Annotated in this window: 7 protein-coding genes; 3 read left to right on the top strand and 4 right to left on the bottom strand. The window is 62.9% G+C overall.

Going from position 1 to position 17,975, the window contains the following annotated elements:
- Nucleotides 1-2,903: 2,903 nt before the first annotated feature.
- Nucleotides 2,904-3,140: a hypothetical protein gene (locus ShzoTeo12_RS27210; RefSeq protein ID WP_318914418.1), complete on the bottom strand. Its 237-nt coding sequence runs from the start codon at nucleotides 3,138-3,140 to the stop codon at nucleotides 2,904-2,906.
- A gap of 5,608 nt (nucleotides 3,141-8,748) precedes the next feature.
- Between ShzoTeo12_RS27210 and ShzoTeo12_RS27205 the strand changes: the two genes are divergently transcribed.
- Both ShzoTeo12_RS27205 and ShzoTeo12_RS27200 read left to right on the top strand, forming a co-directional pair.
- On the top strand, nucleotides 8,749-9,339 hold the full coding sequence (locus tag ShzoTeo12_RS27205) for a hypothetical protein (RefSeq protein ID WP_318914417.1): 591 nt from the start codon (nucleotides 8,749-8,751) through the stop codon (nucleotides 9,337-9,339).
- A gap of 630 nt (nucleotides 9,340-9,969) precedes the next feature.
- The gene (locus ShzoTeo12_RS27200) at nucleotides 9,970-10,287 is read left to right on the top strand and encodes a hypothetical protein (RefSeq protein WP_318914416.1); all 318 of its coding nucleotides are present in this window, start codon (nucleotides 9,970-9,972) and stop codon (nucleotides 10,285-10,287) included.
- Nucleotides 10,288-12,711: 2,424 nt separating this feature from the next.
- Here the strand turns inward: ShzoTeo12_RS27200 and ShzoTeo12_RS27195 are convergent.
- Both ShzoTeo12_RS27195 and ShzoTeo12_RS27190 read right to left on the bottom strand, forming a co-directional pair.
- Entirely contained in the window at nucleotides 12,712-13,080 is a 369-nt protein-coding gene (locus ShzoTeo12_RS27195; RefSeq protein WP_318914415.1) for a hypothetical protein, read from the bottom strand.
- 939 nt (nucleotides 13,081-14,019) lie between these two features.
- Nucleotides 14,020-14,268: a hypothetical protein gene (locus tag ShzoTeo12_RS27190; protein WP_318914414.1), complete on the bottom strand. Its 249-nt coding sequence runs from the start codon at nucleotides 14,266-14,268 to the stop codon at nucleotides 14,020-14,022.
- Nucleotides 14,269-15,892: 1,624 nt separating this feature from the next.
- Here ShzoTeo12_RS27190 and ShzoTeo12_RS27185 point away from each other — a divergent pair.
- Nucleotides 15,893-16,468 (top strand): hypothetical protein, encoded by a 576-nt coding sequence (locus tag ShzoTeo12_RS27185; RefSeq protein WP_318914413.1) that lies wholly within the window; start codon nucleotides 15,893-15,895, stop codon nucleotides 16,466-16,468.
- 186 nt (nucleotides 16,469-16,654) lie between these two features.
- Here ShzoTeo12_RS27185 and ShzoTeo12_RS27180 read toward each other — a convergent pair whose 3' ends face one another.
- Nucleotides 16,655-17,383, bottom strand: a complete 729-nt coding sequence (locus ShzoTeo12_RS27180; RefSeq protein WP_318914412.1) for a hypothetical protein — start codon at nucleotides 17,381-17,383, stop codon at nucleotides 16,655-16,657.
- Nucleotides 17,384-17,975: the final 592 nt, after the last annotated feature.

Raw genomic sequence — 17,975 nt, 5'->3', positions numbered from 1 at the left:
TGATGAGCAGCGCTTTCCGTCACCGCCCGAAGGTACCGCCCGATCAATCCTGTCGAGATGCGGTGTTGAGCAACACCGCGACCTGTGCCTATGCCACGGCAAGTAGATCGCAGAAAACTATTCCGGCCGCAGACACCTCTTGAAGCGCGGAGCGCTCGTGAGCGGCCCTCTGTCTATCGAGAACGCGCCGTCGAAGATCTACCGGCCGTCGCCTTCGAGAGCGTACTGCAAGGCTCGCCCCTGCCCATGGCCGACCACGGGCGCACGTGGCCGTGGCGTCCTTCGGACGGGCAAGGTCGCCGGTCGGTGTGACAGTGGCGGAATATGGCGCGAGATGACGGCGACAGGGCGTTCAAGCAGACTGCGCGCTCAAGCAAGTGCGCTTCCGCCGTCAAAATCTCGAAAACCTGTTAAAAATCTCGCTCGGCTACGCCGGGCAACAGTCGAGCCAGATCAGGCGCATAGCTATACGGAAATCGCGGACCCGGCCTAAGTCGGGCGAAAGCCCGTTTTCAGAGCGCTCGTACACTGGAGATCGAACGGCCTCTTCCCCCGTAATGCTACCTCGGTGGATGCCGGCGCGATTGTGATGCGTTGGCAGCGAAGGCGAAATTGAGGACAATTGAAGGGCAAATTGCATATCAGAGCTGGGATCGCCGGCACTCCACCCGCGAGCAACACGCAGGATCAATGGCCGATCACCGGCGAAGGTCAGCCTGCGTCGTCGATGGAGATGGCGGGACGGCACCAGAATACCGGATCGTCGATGACACCGAAGCTGGCGAAGAACAGGGCGGCGCGCGGATCGCGCACTAACCTTCGGCGTCTCATGGCACGCCCGGCATCAATGCCGAGATCCAGGCGAAGATCATGGCCCGCACGGTACGGGTGATGACGCGGCGCTCAGAACATTGCAGACCAGATGATCAAGCTCGGCCTCGGCCATGCCAGCGAGGACCAGTGATCGGAAGCCAATGGTGTCAGTCATGGAGATCCATGCGTTGCGCATCAGTACCGGCAATCCGGCCGCACCGCCAGTGACCATGGAAGGGATGGCCCGGCGAAGGGCGTGCGCCGCCAGCGCCGCCGGATTACCTTCATGCGATACGGGTAAGACGTACCCTCCAGAGCGACAACTTCGCCAGCGAGCTATGGGACGCGAATATCCCTCACGATGTACAGGTCTCGGTGCTCGATGAGCACGTCCACATGGCGGCTCTCTGTGAGAAAATATGAGCCCATGGAAGCTCGTCTCGCCGACCCTTCGAAATCATCGCCGCAATGGCGGTGGACTCTGGATCAAGTCGGACCTTGCGGCGTCGCTGTCGGCACGCCATTAACTATTCGGCCGCGGCTGCTCGTGGATTTTGGTGTATTGTCGGCGGCGCCGCTACCGCTCCGCAAGCCATCCGCCGGGAAAACCTTTGCGCGCTTGGCTGGCGGCGCTTACCCGAAAAAGCCGCGTGATCGATGTTCGCGCCAGCCGGCGGAAGACATCCGCAAGCCAGAGGAAGGCGATGGACGCGGCGAAGGTCGCTATTCGCCGTCACGGCGATGGCCGCATGATTGCTGGCGAATATTGTGGTCTGATCCCATGCCTTCGGATCATGTGGATGAACCGACGCTTGACAGTTTACGATCCCGCGCATCTCGCGGTACCGCTGGCACCACTATGCCGTCGCGATCCCAGCGCGCTTCGCGCAGGCCCGTGAAAATCGCCGGGCATACGGCGGCACGAAGCAATTGAACGCGGATGCCCGTGGTCTTCTATCTGCAAGCGGGGCAGGGGCCAGGCGAACTGACGCTGAACAGCGCCCATGCGATTGAGCATGAAGAGGTCGTACAGCGTCTCACGACCTGGTCAGTCCATCAACACGATCGCAGATCAGTGAAATTTATCCTGCCCCGCTGCTGGGGCTGCTGATCCACTGTATAATTTATCCTGAGCTTCCCACTCGTTGCGCTCCTTAACCCGAAAACCGATGCAGAGACGCCAGGTTATCTCGATCGCACAAGAGCAGTCGCATTGCCCTGGTGAGGCCAGGTGCCGCCGCAACGGCGTCTGGCGATAAATCTAGATCGCTTTCCGCAGGGAGAAACCGGTCTTTTATCGCTCTATTTCATGGCTGGATAATCATCGAGACATTGATGTGATGGCGGGGCTTTCGTTCCCTGCGAGAACAGCTTGGCGGTAGTCGATCGAACCGAAATGAGCTTTGAGCGCCCGCGCGATGGAAGCCCTTGGCGGTTTGACCGTTCGTTCTTCAGCCGGAGTCGAAGCGGTCGTGCGACGAAACAGAGCATGGCGTAGCGGCGAGGGTGGTATGGCCGTGGTTCAAGCGTGTGCGATCACTGCGAGAACGTAGCGACGGCATTGATCCTGAATGCGAACGCATCCGGCGCAGCATAAACGACGTCAGCCAAGCGCCATGCGGATCGGCTGGGAAGATACCGATCTGGCACGCTGGCTCCGCGGTCGATATCCCGTTGCGCCGTGCTGTCAAGCGGGGCGTCGAACGGTTTGCCAGGCTGCCGTTTCAGGGAATTGGCGATCGCGCAGACTCCCGTTCATCCAGGCGATCGGCCAGCCGACTGCTCGGCCAACTGGGAACATCATCGATGCGTGCCTTCGGGCTGTGACCGGTGCGGTGGTGCCGTGGAGTGTTGAAGAGTTCGGGATAGCCGATGGATGCTCGCCGGAGCTGTCGCCTGGACGACGACGCGGGCTTTATCGTTGACCGCGTCCCGGCTTGTCGGGGCGAGCAGGCCGCGGCCTCGGTGCTCGGTAACGCGTCGATGGCGCCGCGCAGCTCAATAGCGGTGATGGCCGCGGCGGGCTGCCGCGCGCAGGACCTCGACGGGCGAGGCCCAGATGCCGGTCAGCGATGATGCCGACGAACAGGCTACCGCGCCGCGCTCGTCCAGCGAACTGTGGCGGTCGAGATCAGGCCGGCGCAACAGGAGCCGCGGTCGCGGTTCCGGTCGGCGAGCGTCGAATCCGCCGGCACGGGCCCTGCTGGCTGACCATGAAACTGGCCGGCGGCGATATCGACGGGAAGGACGGCGGCGGCCCAACCGAGACCGAAGCACCAGATCAGGAAGCGGCGTGCCCCGAACTCGCGCACCAGGAGGTGCTGCATTCGTCGAGGCCGGCGACCAGCTCGTACCGGCGGTGAGCGCGATGGCGAGGACGGCGACCTTGATCGACGGTGAATATGCCCTGCGACGAAGGCCTGCACCCGGCCGGCGAAATCCCGTGGTGGCCAGCGCCACCGTCGGCGACGAAGGTCTTGCTGCTCGCTGTCGAAGCCGGGTGATCCATGCCAGGCAAGCCTTCGCTACCGCATGGAGCAAGAGGACCACCAGGACGACAGCGAGCGCGATCGGCGAACTGGAAGTGGCGCCATCAGTTGCGCCGGCGGCCGGGCCAGGCTGGTCGTCAGCCGCATTTCCAGGCGCGTTGGTGCGGTCATGTCGTACCAGGGCCGAGGAGGGACGGGGCGGCGTGCCGCCCGGTCATGGGGAAGATCGAGTTCCAGGGCGGCGAGCAAGATCGGTACCCGCCGCTGGGCGTTCGGCGGTCGAGGAACATCTTGGTGTTCGGCCCGAATTACGATGTGGGTCGCCGTGAACGCCGGTAGCTTTGCGCGCAGTCGTCGAATTTGCCATGGCGAAGAAGTCTTCGCTCTTCGGCTTCTCCTCGGTTTGCCTGGGTGGTCTCAGTTCGCGTTGGCGCGGCGTTGCGCCAGCAGGAATCGTTCGCGCGGCGTCGGCGTGTCGGGCGGGATGTCGGGCTTCGGCCAACGTGACCTGGTGTCCGCTCCTCCGCGGCGGCCGGGAGGGCGGCGAAGCTTTCGAGGACTCGTAGGTCGAAACCTTAGGCCTTCCCAGCCGCGTGCCTTGAGGCATGCTCGGTCTGGAGCCCTGCGTCGTGAAGCCGTCGAGGATCGAGCAGTGACGCCGGGATCGTCTTCGCCTGCCCGTGCCCATCGTAGAAGTTGATCGACGAGCTCCGGTGATCGGATTCGCGCGCCGGCCTGATGGTCGTGTGCCGGGTGACGTCGACAGTTGGTGAGCACTGCGTCAGCCAGTTGTCCGGTGACGGTGACAGACTTGACGCTCGAAGACGTCGCCGAGAACGCTTTGAAGGGCTGTCGAGAACTTCCGTCTGGCCGGTCGTCATGGCCGAGCCGGGCGCCGTGTTGTCCGTGCCGCAGTACCCACGCCTTCACTTCACCATATCGGACGAGCCGTCGTGACCGGCGAGACCGGCTGTCACCGGCCGTGGCGTGATCATTTTCATTGCGTTCCCCTGTGAATATCGCGACTTCCCAGGGGGTCGGAACTGCGTAGCCGTGGGCAGACCCGCATACGACGGCCATGTACATCGCTGAAACCACCCCTTCATCCCAGTTGCGGGATCGTCGCGCATCTGCTCTGTTGTCGCTGAGCATCGGCAGGCCGCCTACGCTACGATTTGGCGCGCTATCCGCTCGATCAATCGCGGCGACGGCGTTGGCCCCGGTCGCGGTCATCGTGCCGGCCGAGCTGTGCCGCCGGCTGGGCAATGAACTTGCGCACGCCCGGTGACATGGCGGCCGACATCAGCAGTGCGATCGGCACAGCGTCGCCAAGCCGGGGAAACGCGGCGCTTGTATAACGACGTCTCGGTGACGATCGGCGCGGCATGTTTTAGCCGGCGACTTCATTTCTGAATCTGGTTTTCGATTGGTTTACCCGATCGCGATGGTGCGGACGTAGGCAAGGTGCGCATTGTCGGGCGCGATCCCGGTAAGGTGTCGAATATCCGCCTGTTCAAAAGCATCAATCAACCCGGTGGACGAACTGTTTTGCGCCCCTGTGCGAAATCGACCGTTTCCGCTACAGGCGTTGACCCGCCAGCGCCTGTTGTAGGCGGTGGCCCGGCGGGCCCTGCTCAATGGGATCGACGGGAGCTTTCTGAAAGCCTATCGCCGGCCGATCGGCAATCGAGGATTGCCGACGCGGTATAATCGGCTTGGCTTTGCGGTGCGTACCTGATGCGCTAACCCGGCCGCGCGCTCATGGCCAGCAGGCGCCTCCCAAAGGCGATGCCGCTATGTGCCGCTGGGCAAATCGGCGCCGACCCTGCTCATTCGAGTGGTGCTATCGTGGCGGGGACGCGCATGGTTCCCGTCGCATCTGCTCGGTTATCTGGAAATGGCGGGACACCGGCCGCAGATGATCGTCGTGCGGCGACTGGCCATCGAACGCAGGGCGCCGATCGCAAAGTGATCATTACCGCGTACCGGGAGCGCCGGGTTCGCCCTGCCCGGCGGTGGTATGGGGCATGGAAGCTGGCAGCGCGTGCCATTACCGTCGCGCTGAGCGCGCGCTGTCGGATCGCATTCAGGCGAAATTCAGATGCCCTGTTAGGCGTTAGCGATCCGGGTTTGAACGCGCTATCATTGGCTGCGTTCCTGCCGAAACGGAACCGCGTCGGCTTGACGAAAGGCGTGGCGCCTTTCGTGCGCTCGCTGGTTGATCCCCGTTACAGGCGCGATGGGAAGTGGGACGATGATAGAGAGGAGGCAACACCGGCCTGTACCGGCTCAGCGCCAACCGTCGCCGCGCGGTATCGACGGCTGCGGCGCGGTGATGATGTTCATCGTGATGGGCCCGTGGGTCAACAACAAGCGCAGACACCCGCGTGGAAAACGTGGAGCACTGCGACTGATTCGCTGATGCGATTTTGGCGCTGCAGCGCCGCCAATGATGCCGACGAGACGCGATCGAGATGGTAAATCGGAAAGTCGGGCGAAGAACGCAGATCAGAAGAGCAGCGACGCTTCGCCTTTGGTGCTGGCCCTTGAGTAATGAGGGCATATCACGAGTTCACGGGAGCCACTTCGTTCACTTCGCTTCGTCGACACGATCCATGACGATCGATGAAATGGCGTGATGGTCATATTGCGGATCGCGTTATCGGCCATCTGGGAACGGATTGATCAACCTCGAGGATGGAAAACCGGATCGACATTGAGATCGCGACGCTTACGCATTCAGACCGACTGGAGATTCGCGGACGTGGTCGTTCCGGCCGATAGACGAACCGTGCCGAGCCGGCAATGCTGGTGAACTCGACCTCGATGATCCCAGGCGACCCGGCTTTCGCGAATTCGCCGGACGGATGTCAACCTCAGGCGGTTATTTGGCAGCCCGTTTCGAAGATGGCGTCGGAATGGAGAGGGCACGCGATCGTGACGCCACATGCAGGCGACGTTCCCGCCGCGGCCGAATACTCGAATCCTGGAGTATGTATCCGCTGTCAGTGCCGGGAAGTGTTTGCCGACGTACCGATGTCCAGACGGGAATGCGCCGCGAAAACATCGCCGCTGGCGGCGACACGGCGGATGGCGCAATCGGCCCGAAGCGCGAGGCCCTCAAGGTATCGGCGCCCACCGGAACTCCGCCCGCTCGGAGAACTGTCGGGCGCAGGCGTGGGTCGCCGATGCCCACGCGGCGTCCGCGTTCGCAGAACTGGACGACGAACGACCGCGTCTGCAATTCCGCGCCAGCAGCAGAACCGCCAAGCGCAGTGACATCAACCTGCGACCCATGAACCGGGATCAGGCAGCGAAACTTTCTGACCAGTACGTATTGGCATCCGCGCCATCAGCCGGCCGAGGCGAGGCCGTCTATATTCATTGGCCCTATTCGACTGCGACCTCGACATCGAAGGGGCGATTCACCGACACCGGCGTGGTGGCGATTATCAACAGGCGCTTCTCTCGTGCAGCGGGACCGGAAATTCCCGTACGTTTGAGAAAGCGGATGCCTGCCGGAGCTGGTACATTGGTGTGCCGATCAATTCCCGATCTCATCATAGCGGGCGAGTTCTTGCGTCTTGTCGATCGACACGGGCCGTTGCGCCATCGACCATCCAACCGTAGATCGAAGTCAGTGATCTCGCCGAAGCCTTGCGCGGCTCGGCCGTATTGGCGTGCCTTGTTCGTGATCGAATGGTATTCAAACCGGCCTTGCGCCTGGCGCTGCCAGGCCGAAATGGCGAAGCCGCTACAACTCAAACGCGCTGTCTTCTTTCCGCGAGCGCGACGCTCGGATCGGTATCGCGACGACAGGCGTTCCGTGGCTTCGGGCTAAACCTGCGTGGTCAGCGCCATCTTCGACGGAACACCGTCTATCTCCGCCAGCGGGTGCTGGCACGGGGCGCATCTCACCGCTCGGCTGGGGCATAAATCTCACCGGCGTATTCCTGGGACACCGAACAACCGGCGAAGGCTGGGCCTGCGGCTTTCGAGATCCTTTCAGGCGGCGTATTCATTCGTTGAGACTGTATTCCGACCCCCTGACGAATGCAGAAGCGGTTCACCATGCCGAGAACTGTTTGGGCGATAAGGAGCTGGCGGCGCTACGCTGTTCCCGCCATTGACTTCGCATCCGGTACTGTGCGAACCCATATCGACGGGGGACGATGGAGGCGGTCGCAGCTTTCTTTGGCAAGGCTGTTATCACGACTATCGGAACTCCGGGATCTGCCAGCTTCCGGCATTTATCGGCAGGCGATAATGCCGATCTGCCGGGCCTGCTGACGGTAACGCTACGGGGCTGCGCTTCCCACGCGGAAAGCCGAGATCTGCGGCGGATCCGGCTCGCTGCGGGCGTCTTCCGGGTCGCGCTCGCCCCGCAGGCCAGCAGGTCGATATTGCGTAACCGTCGCGTATAAGTGCGTCATTACCTCGAGCCCGCCGTGCAGCGGTGTTCGGCTGACTCATTGCGATTTAACGGAAGAGAAGGCCGTATCAGCCCAGCATCGTCTGGTGCAACATAACGTTATGCCGGGGCGTGGGTCTGCGAGACCATCACGTTATCCTCAATCAGAGGATTAATCTCGATATTGGGAATGCGATGGCACCGAACGTTCGAATCCGTCGATGATCACCGCCGAAATTGCGGGTTCCAGTTCATCGAACTGCACCGTGAAGGTGTGGATCATGAATAGCGCCAGCCGCCGATGCGGCCGATGGGAACGCCGCCCGCACGTAGCTCACCGGCGGCACCTTCTTCAGTTCCACAATCGCTTGCGCGCCGACTCCCGGCTCGATGAGGCCAACCTGCGCTCACGTGAACGCCGACCCGACACCCCGGCCACGGCACCGGTAGGTGCTTCGTGGAAAGCGATTTGTTGCGAGGCTCACCGACGACGAGGACATGGAAGCGCCTCGGCGACTGCCGCCGTGGTCTTGCGGATCGAAGTTCGCGGGAGCGCTGAGCCGGGCGAGATCCATGATCTCCTCCTCGAAACGACGAAGCAAATGATTGAAGGCACGGCTCTCGTGTGCTTTTCTGGATCGAAGCCGTCATAACTTCTCCAAGCCCTCGTACCCTCGCGGAGACAGGTCATGGCCAGCGCCCACTTCAATTCGCCGGTGCACGAATTCGACCCGATCGTCGCTCGGGCGCTCGGCCGAACGCGCCCGCCAGCGAGACCGAGATCAGCTGGTCGCCTCGGAGAACATCGTCGGCCGCGCCGTTCCGCGCTCGGCCGCGAGGCCGTTATATCGGCTATCACAACGGCCGACATGGCGGCGAGCAGTTCGTTGATCGTCGAGCAGGCCATCGACCCGCGCCAGGCGCTCTTCGGCTGTGCCCTCTGGCGATCCCGGCGGCACGCAGGTAGGCTGCCGTCTTCTTCCTGCTGGCCGGGCAGGTCCTGTCGCTCGACGCGGGCTCGCGAAGTCTCGCGGCATGAACGCGCTCGGGCCGCTGGTTCGGGCGCGCAACTACAATGTCAGCTCGCCGTCGATACGACGAGATGAACGCATCGCGGAAAGTCGCCCGAGCTCGATCACCGGTGCGTATTATCCTGAACTCCTTCGGCGCATGGCGAAGATCGCAAGCGGCGCCTGTTCATGGTCGACATGGCGCAATCTCCGGGCGCAGTCACCGAATCCCCTTCCGCATGCGGATCTCGTCACCTGCGACCGCGAACGCTCGCGGCCCGCGCGGCGCATCCCCTCACCAGCAACGGGGGCGCAATTCAAACTGCAGGCCGCCGTCTTCCCCGGCGTGCAGGGGCTTTCGCGCACAGCAACGCAGCTTGCAGCCAGGCGATCTGCCTCGGCGAGGCACTACGCGACGTTGGAACCTATGCGCGGTGAGCAGTACTGGCTTGGCTGGCGGACCGCGGCGTGCGGCGCAACTCTAGCCAGATGTTGTGCGCAAAGAACGCAACGGCAAGCAGATTACGCCAGCAACACCTCGAACAAACAATCCCGACGACTGTACGCCACCAGGTGGATCGGCATGCCGATCCGGCACGGCGACGGCCCGGCCTGAAGCCAGGCGCTGGGCCATCGCCGACCTCGCCGAGGCCGGAAACCGGCAAGGCCGGATGATGTCGTCGAAGGCGAGGCCGACGGTGGCGACCTTCCCGGTCTGCGCGAAGACTCCCGCGAAGGCGCGCCCTCGCATGGTGCGCAGCTTCAGGCCCTGGGCGAGGCGTCGAGGTGACACGCAAGGGATATCGTGGGAATGGATAGAATCACCGGACAGCGACGACCCAGGAAAGTTCGCGGCCGGCTGCTCGAAGGCGAAGTCGCCAAGGACGTGCCCGGCAGAGGGCGCGACCGGCCCGCCGTGCCGAGCGCGCCGTCGTCCTTGTCGGCGCGGATCCGCCAGTGCCGTCGCGTGGTGAATCGAAGCCACTGCCAGACCTGGTAGGCCTGAGCTTGCGGCCGACGGCGCATCGACCGGCGAATGGTCGATCCGCCGACGACGGTCTCGTGCGGCTGCCGCTGCCGTCCATCCTCGATGCCCAACGCCATCAAGGCCATCCGACCAGGTGTCGACGGCTTCCCTGTCCAGTTGCCGGGCGCCTTTCGACCAGCCAGCCATTGGTGCCCTGCGCCGCTCGGCTGCCCTCGTGCTGCTGAAGGACCGGCTCGGCGGAACTCCGGCCTCCGTGCCGTGGTGATCGGCAAATCCAACGTTGTCGGCAGGCCGGTATGGCGCAGCTGCTGCTCGGAAAGGCTGCACGGTGACCGTCGCCCATTCGCGCACGAGGAACGCACGGAGCTGCCCACGCCTTCGTCGTCGCGGTCGGTCAGCCCGCGCGGCGAACTGGATCAAGCCTGGGGCGGTGTCCTCGACGTCGGCTGGCGTGAAATCGCGGCAAGTCGCGTCGTCGGCGACGTCGCCTTCGAGGAAGACCCGCCGCATCACGCCGGTTCCAGGCGGCGTCTGACCATCGCCTGCCTCCTCGCCAATGCGCTCACGTCCATCTGACCGACGAAGAAGTCGCCAATGTCCGCTTCTTCCCAATCGTTACGCCCACGTCGCCTTCCCGGACGTGACGCCGCAATCGCGACTACCTGTCCGCCAGTAACCTGGCGGCCCGACGGCATGGTCGACAAGCGCACCGACACCATGCGCGACTTCAGTCCAGGGGCTACGCGCTGAACACCTGCGCGGTATGGATCGCGGCGACTTACGGGCGGAGAGAATTCTTCGACGAGACGACGAAGCACAGATTCCTCGGCTCGGTCTCGCGCTTCGGCCATTGCCTCGGCGATCTACCGCTGTGATACGACATCGACGTCGTCTCCAATCATTTCGACTACCAGAAGGTCGTGGTGGTCACGACATCCTTCCGCCATCAGGTAGCGGAAGGCACTCAAACCCGAAGCCGGCAGATGCACGTCGTTTCGCCCGCCTGGGGCGAGATGTGCAGGGCTCGACACGCATCGTATCCCGCCTTTCTGCCGTCCTTCAGGGTGCGCCCCCTATAAACAGGCGACGCGGCGTGAAACTGACCTCTCGACCGCCGACAGAAGGCCCGATCGTCGAACAGGACGTCGTTATCGACGAGCATTCGACAGCCTGAGCCGCGATTGTCGAAAGCCGGAGTCTTCGCCCGTGCCATTCGCCCGTATCCCGCATGGCGCGTGTTCATCGGTGGCGGCACAGGACGTCTTTCCTCTCCCCGCAACCGTATCGAACGGATGAGTTGAACGCTCGTGTGGTCGGTCTCGGCAGAGATCTCGGGTAGGTATGAAGTTATCGTTCTCGGCGCCATCGTCCTCCGCTACCAGCGGCAAAGCGGGCATGGTACGGTGCCAGCCCGGCGAAAACGGAAGGAGCTGCCAATGGGTCTCGCTCACGTTGCGCTGGCCGATTCCGCGAGGCGATGAAATGGCTGTTCGCTTGCGCCTTGTCCTGCGGCCCAAGGTCGGCTGTGTCACAGACCCAGATGCGCGGCCACCTCCGCCCGCCTTAAGCCGGCAAAAGCCGCATGCTGCGCCTTGCCGCGCATTTCGCTGGCGAGCACTGCGCGGGGAACGGGTACTATGACGGCGCATGCGGGACGCTGCTGGCTCAACGCCTCCGCCAGAGACGTCAGGAGCTCGCCGCCGACGGCGCTCCCCACGAGTAATGATCAGCTGCATCCGTCGAACCCACGCCGAGCACGTGCGCTTGGCGGAAGGTGGCGGCGGCCTCCCTGACCCGCCGAAGGACGGACGACGCGTTATGTGTGCTGGCCACAAGGGACCGCGGCGCTCGGCGTCCTGCTTCGGATTCATTGAAAATCGTCGCGGCCTGGATGTGGAAGGCGGCGCATCCCGCGGCGTCGTCACCGCCCATGGCTGCGCTCGATGCCGATGCCGTTAATCGTCGGCTTCTCGCCCTCCTGACGCCCGCGCAGCCTGCCGACCTATCCGGTCAAGGCTGTTCGCTGACCATCCCAATCACCGACGCCCCTCGCGCGCCAGGAATCCGCCGTGATGGACGAGACCTCTAGATCGCCATCGCGCTGCCTCGGCGACCGCATCCGCGTCGGCGGCGCGCGAAATCTCGGCTTCCTGCACGATCCTCGGCGAGCGCCGCGAGCACGGCCTCCGTCGCCTCGCCGAGGTGGTGTTGTGTCGAGCAAGCTTCTGGTCGAGGCCTTCGACCGTGCGCCGGATGGCCCACGCCGGTCATCGGCCCGACCAGGTACCGGCCTCTTCCTCCAGCACTGGCCACGGCACCGCCGGCAGCTCGGGCTCCGCCGGCCGACCTCGTCGCCTGGGCGCCCGAGATCGGCCGGGGCGCCCCGATCGCGCCTGACCCCAATCAACCGGGATATGCGCAGCCTCCCCTCCCCAGACAGGATCGCAACATGGCTATCCAGCTACCCGGCAATCCATCCCGGCCATTGCGCCCGCCCGACGCTCTGGACCCGAACTATAAGGACAATGCGGTCGCTTCCCGGCCGTCGGGTCTGGGCGGGCGCATGCTGGCGGAGCAGCCAGGCTCGAGGCCTGGGCCTCTGAACTGGAAGCCTGCAAAGGCGAGTCCGCTCCGATCTGCTGGCAGATGCGTGACTGCCTCGTATGACAGCGCTGTTTCGGCACCATCTTTGTGAGCGGGCAACGCCCTTCCGTGCCGGCTCGATCAGGCACGCGGCGGCTGCGTCGCTCTCCTCGCCGAACAATGGCGAGGTCTCCCTGCAGGACGAGGAAAATCCGCCGCCTCGCCGGAAACCGACGCGAAGATCTCGCGCCGCACCATCGCTGTCGACACCGACTCGATCGGTTGCGCTCGCGCCCTCGGTACAACGCGACCATGTCCTCGACGCCAGGCCCTGGGTGGGCGGCTGCAACGGCTCGAGACAGAAGATTATCAACGCCTCGGCCGATACCCCGCTGTCCTCTTGGGCCTGTCCGGCGTCTATTTCGTCGTTGGCTTCTCCTCGTACAGCCTCGCGGCGCTTCGGCCCTGGCCAACCAGGCGTCGAGACAGATAACGGACATCCCTGTTTCCTGCCGTGCCGTCGGCGGCGCGCCCGGCGGCGACGCCGAGCAAGGCGAACAATGACCGATTGCTCTTCGTGGAGCCGGTCAATCGCCTTGTGCCCTCGTTCGTCTCCTGAGAGGACCTTCCGACCAGTATGATGTCGGCCTCTGGAACCGGACGGGCGCAGATGGTATGGCGGTCGCGCTCGTCTGCAGGATGTTGGCGGGCGTGTTCACCGTCGACGACATCACCCATCCGGCACTGGCGCACGAACCGCCGCTGCGGGCACCGGTCGAATTTCATTGTCGGCATGCTCAGGGTGGGGTTTCGCCCAGGCGGCGGCGGGACGAGCTCGCCCGAGGCGGAGCGGTTTCAGGGCTTCGCTCGCATCATAGCGCGAGTAATGGCAGAGCCCGGCACCGCGCGGGCTGCTTCTGGCGGGGGCTGCTGGTTCAATCAGTCGGTTGCTGTCGAAAGGAACGGCAGCGGCTAAAGCCGCAGGACTCGAACGGAATATCGCAACTCCCGGTGCGCGCTTGACGTTCCGGCCGGGACCCTCGGCCGGCAAGTACGGCTGCCAGAAAATCGAAGTAGTTGCCCGGGCTGAACATATCGGCATCTTACCTCCGATACGCTAATCGCATACCATGGACGTGAAAAAGGCTTTACGATGACGACGGTTGAAAGATTACCATTGCATTGACGCCTGAGATGGCGGGATTTGTGCGGCGCGGTCGTGCTGGCGAGTGAAGCATCCTGCGTGGTCTTCTACAGTTACCGGTGAAGCCTTATCGAAGACATCGACGGCGATCTCGCGATTAATGGCGAAGACTGCCGCGCGCCGTCGCAGATCTTCACCCAGCGCGGCTAAATGTGCTCTGTCTCCGCGGATCGTGCCGAAGGATGGGCGAAATAATGATGCATTGCCGTTGGCTATGGTCTGGCGGTCAGTTCTCGATACGGTGAACGCGCTGGCATCACGACATCAGCCTGAATGGCGCGCGACGACGACGGGTATTCGGCATCTGGTCTCAGGCAATCAACTCTTTACCGGCTCACTGGCGGCGCAGTCGAAATCGTCCGCGTGCTGCAGGCGGAAGTTTCCTCCCAGGCATCGTGTTTAAGGAATCGCTGTCGGCGTGAGGCCATCAAGCGACATCGCACGCGTGGCGCCGCGCCTGGCCTATGGAACTGTGAGCGGCCACGCGGCTAACTCTGTTCATCGGCCAGCAACTCAAATACTCAGAAATTGCCGCCTGCGCAGCTTATCCTGAGCGAGCTGTCGGTTTCGGCTGGCGTTGGTGGAGCTGATCGGCCAGGAGACGATCGGAGGAAAATTCCGTCATAATGCAGGGTGCAGATCAGCCGGATGCGTGCGTATTCCATCTCGAAAATGCCGTCTTCTGGGGCCGGATGCCTCCCGGACGTCCGCGTCGAGATCGCCGTCTGCTCGACAGTTTCATCGGCATCATTCGGCGTCGCCGGGCTCATGCATTCTTCGGCTGCCAACTCTCAGAGAACACGCAGCTCGGAAGCTCTCGCCAGCAGGCGGTTTTCAGTGATAAACGTGTCCTGCCCGGATTCGTCAGCTCCACTTGTCGCGGTGGGGCGTCTGACCGATATTTGCCTTTCGAGACCCGTCGTCGTGACTCGTGCGCCAAGTGTCGCCCCTGCTGGCGGCCCATCTACATGGATATTGTCATCCTTGCGATGGAAGAACGCGGTTCGATATGCAATTCAGCAAGGCGTCGTCTGCCCCGGCCCGCCGCCGAATGCCTTGGCCTTTCGGCCACCCTCCCACGGCGACACGCTCAGCGTCTTTCCCTTCGAGGAGCTGTGCGGGCAACCATTGACGCGTTCATGAAGCTTAACTGTTATTTTCACTCCATCTCCTCCGCCCGGTCTTCTCCGCCTGCTGCTGCCCCGCCAGCCGCGTCTCGAATCATCATTGCTGAAAAACCATCCTGCGCGATGAGGCCGCGGTGTGATCCATCGGCGAAATCGCGATAACACTGCTGGGCTTTTTCACACCGCTGGCATCTATCTCGCCTGCATCGAACCGCCGACGCTGTCTATGCGAGCAGATCGTTCACCTTGAATGACCGTCTTGTCGTCCGGATGCAGATCGGGGTGAGGCACTGCGTGCTGAACAGCAAACGCGTCTGATGCTTGTCGATCTGTACAGCGCAGTAATCTCGCAAGGTCATTCGTGCGGTGAACACCTCGCCCGCCTCTTCGGCATGGTTTGGGGCGCCATGCTCTACAACCGTGATCCCGGCGCCTACCACCTTCGGCCGCGCCAATACGGTCACGGTATGCCGCGGGTACTGGAAGTGCTGGGCTTATCTCGGGTGTTGTCGCTCCGGTGGATAACCGATGACTGGCTGTCATCACCCGCAATTTTCATCGGTCTACGACCGAGCCGATTCGTACCTCGGTGGATCGGGAAGCCGTCAACGAAGTTATCTGCTCTACTTTCAGCAACCAGCGGTTACACACCGGGTTAATGACAGGCGTGGTGTACAGCGGAGCAGACGGAAACCTGACCACGGCGTGTGCGGACGCGGCCACTTGACGCATAAACCGAGGCGCCCTCTTTCATCCGATCAGGCGGCTTCTATGACGAAGCTCCTTTGCAGTGCTGCAGCTCCTTTTCGTCGTTGACGTTCTACGGCGATCATCGTCGGTTCCGGGCTTCTCGTCATGCCGAACGCATTTGCGAGAAAATTTGCTATACTTCGCTTCGCGCTTTGCTCCAGATGCTGGAGGAATATCTCGCCATGGTGGCCGCTCGGTACTGACAAGAGACGATTTACATGTCGTCGGGCACCACTTGGTATTGATCATGTCAAAGGGTGGATATTGCAGTATCGGCGCGGCGAAGTCACGAAATAATCCTGAAGCGCAGTGACCATCGATCGCGATGAGCGAGCTTTCGCCTTCGCCACGCAACAAAACCTGCAGTGACGACGGCACGGCAGGTGATTGGCGTTGGTCACGTGGCCCCTCCATGAACGATGACATCGCCGCCGCTGAACGAGGACGCCGCGGTTCGGAAGAACCTCTCGAATAGCGCCGGAGCTAACTGAAGCGGAAGACGAGCAGCGCCGCTCCGATGATGGTATCGCCGAACTGCGACTTAAAACCGGTCGCTTCGAAGAGCGGAACACTCAACGGTAAATGCGTGTTAGTGCGGCAGCATGGTGGCGGCGTCGCGGTGACGCCGCCGGGCGCAGTTGCGAAGCGGCATCCTGGCGCCATCATCAGCAATGCGGAGTGCGGCATTGGCAAGATGCCGAGCTCGTGGCAGATGTCGAGCGCGGCACTGGAATGGATTGTCGAGCCGTTGACCGGCACGGCGCAGAGCTTCAACCGCAAACACAAGGGAAAAGTGAAGCGTACGTCGAGCACAGGCTCGCCGCCGGACCTTGCTCATCATGATCTCGAACGTCTGACCGGGAGGTGGGATGAGCGCAGCGCGGTCAGCGCGATCAGCATGGTGATCCAGGTGATGTCCGCGCCGAACCGTCCGCTGGCTCGGTGCTCAGGCGACCGGTATTTGCGCGCGATGGCCGTGAAATTTCGCCGACCTCGCCAGAGACGATCGACTGCGCATCCCCCGCCCGATGAAGGCTTGCGACATGCGTGTCACGTCGGCGCGCGGCGTGGCGTCGCTGAAAATTCGACGTAGACGGGCGTGGTCGAGGCCTGCGGCTGTCCATTTCTCCCGGTGAAATGAGCGACGACGCCATGGCGGATGAAGACGGCGTTGCGTCGACGTCACCTCGTCGGCGGCACCCGGTGGCATCGCTGACCGTGTGGAATCGCAGCCGTGGCGTAGACAATCAGCACCAAGCGCCGGATCGCGCAAAGAGATTCACCCATGCCGGATTGGAGGATATTCGCCGCCCACATCAACGTGCAGTCGGTCGGAAAGTAATCGGATTGAGCAGAGCGCCTCGGCGCATGGGGCAGATGAATACCAGTTGAAAGTGACATGTTTGCGAGTCGCCTGGCCAGCCTGCGGCGTCCCCGCGCGAGACAAACCACCCAACGTCGGCTTAGCTCGAAGCCTTTGGCTTGACATTTCGAATAGCAGGCCCGGCGTGACTTCTTCCTTGTGCTGGTCCTGACCAGCGCCGCCGTCGACGAACAACGGTGCCTCCCCAGGCAACGTCATGGATTGACGCCGCAGGTACGATCTGGATGTCGGCCGGGCAGGGCATCGGCGAGCAATACCGGCGACGCCGTCTTGCGCATCATACCCGCTCGGTGAATCCTGCGGCGCTGCTCTGGCTATCGATGCGTGAGGACTGGCCTCACGATCCATCGCCTCACGACTTTCTGTAAAATTCATCGTGAACGGCCGGTGTCGCCGTCCCCAGTTCAAGGTCGAAATGAGGATCGAACAACACAACAAGCGGCCGGCGGGTCTTTCCGGAACGGCGCGCCGCGGCAGCCCGTGCTCAACATACAACAGCCGTTTAGGCGATGACCTCGGCGCCCATACTGGAGAAATCAACGGCTCCACCAGAGCCATTCCGCATCCGTCGAATCCTCGGATAACGCAATCCATCGGCAGCAGCCCGCAGTTCTTGTCGTCCATCGCCTTGCCCGAAAATCATCTCAAAGCCGAGATCATAACCGACTCAGATTACGCAGCTTCTTTCCGGACCGACTGCGCCTGGCGGTAAGTCGGCAGATCGTAAACACGCCGCCCGGCTGGGGCGGTCACCTGACGCCTTCCGCAGTTTACCGGCGCGACGCCTGAGCGCCGTCTTGCCCGGTGGGCGGCCCGTCAGGTGACGATTACGGCGAACCGATTACAGCCGCCGACGATGACCTGCGTGCGAAATTCGATCCCGCGACCGGACGATCTATATCGGCACCTTCACCAGGCCGTATTTCCGGGTCTACCCAGATCGTGCCGCCGCAGCTTCTGGCGATGACCACGCATTGCTGGATGAACATGCGGCACCCATGGCGCAATTGACGCTTTGCCCGCTTCATGGAAGGCGGGCGTTCGGCGCACGTCCGCAGCATGCGCGTCTCGCGAACGCCTCGACGTGCTGGCCGGCGAGACCTGGCGGATTTCGTCGAGCCGCACACATTCCGGCCGGCGGCCAGGCCGCTGACCGCCGATCTATCGAGCGCGCGGCCATCGATGCCGCGCATTGAGATCACGCATCTGGCCTGTC

Origin of the sequence: Shinella zoogloeoides (genome assembly GCF_033705735.1) — a bacterium.
Classification (GTDB): Bacteria; Pseudomonadota; Alphaproteobacteria; order Rhizobiales; family Rhizobiaceae; genus Shinella; species Shinella zoogloeoides_A.
This window is presented reverse-complemented; position numbering and strand designations above follow the sequence as displayed.

Coding starts and splice junctions, on each gene's coding strand:
- ShzoTeo12_RS27210 (WP_318914418.1), bottom strand. CDS start 3,140: ATGCAGCACCTCCTGGTGCGCGAGTTCGGGGCACGCCGCTTCCTGATC.
- ShzoTeo12_RS27205 (WP_318914417.1), top strand. CDS start 8,749: ATGAACGCGCTCGGGCCGCTGGTTCGGGCGCGCAACTACAATGTCAGC.
- ShzoTeo12_RS27195 (WP_318914415.1), bottom strand. CDS start 13,080: ATGAAATTCGACCGGTGCCCGCAGCGGCGGTTCGTGCGCCAGTGCCGG.
- ShzoTeo12_RS27190 (WP_318914414.1), bottom strand. CDS start 14,268: ATGAGCCCGGCGACGCCGAATGATGCCGATGAAACTGTCGAGCAGACG.
- ShzoTeo12_RS27185 (WP_318914413.1), top strand. CDS start 15,893: ATGATGGTATCGCCGAACTGCGACTTAAAACCGGTCGCTTCGAAGAGC.
- ShzoTeo12_RS27180 (WP_318914412.1), bottom strand. CDS start 17,383: ATGGACGACAAGAACTGCGGGCTGCTGCCGATGGATTGCGTTATCCGA.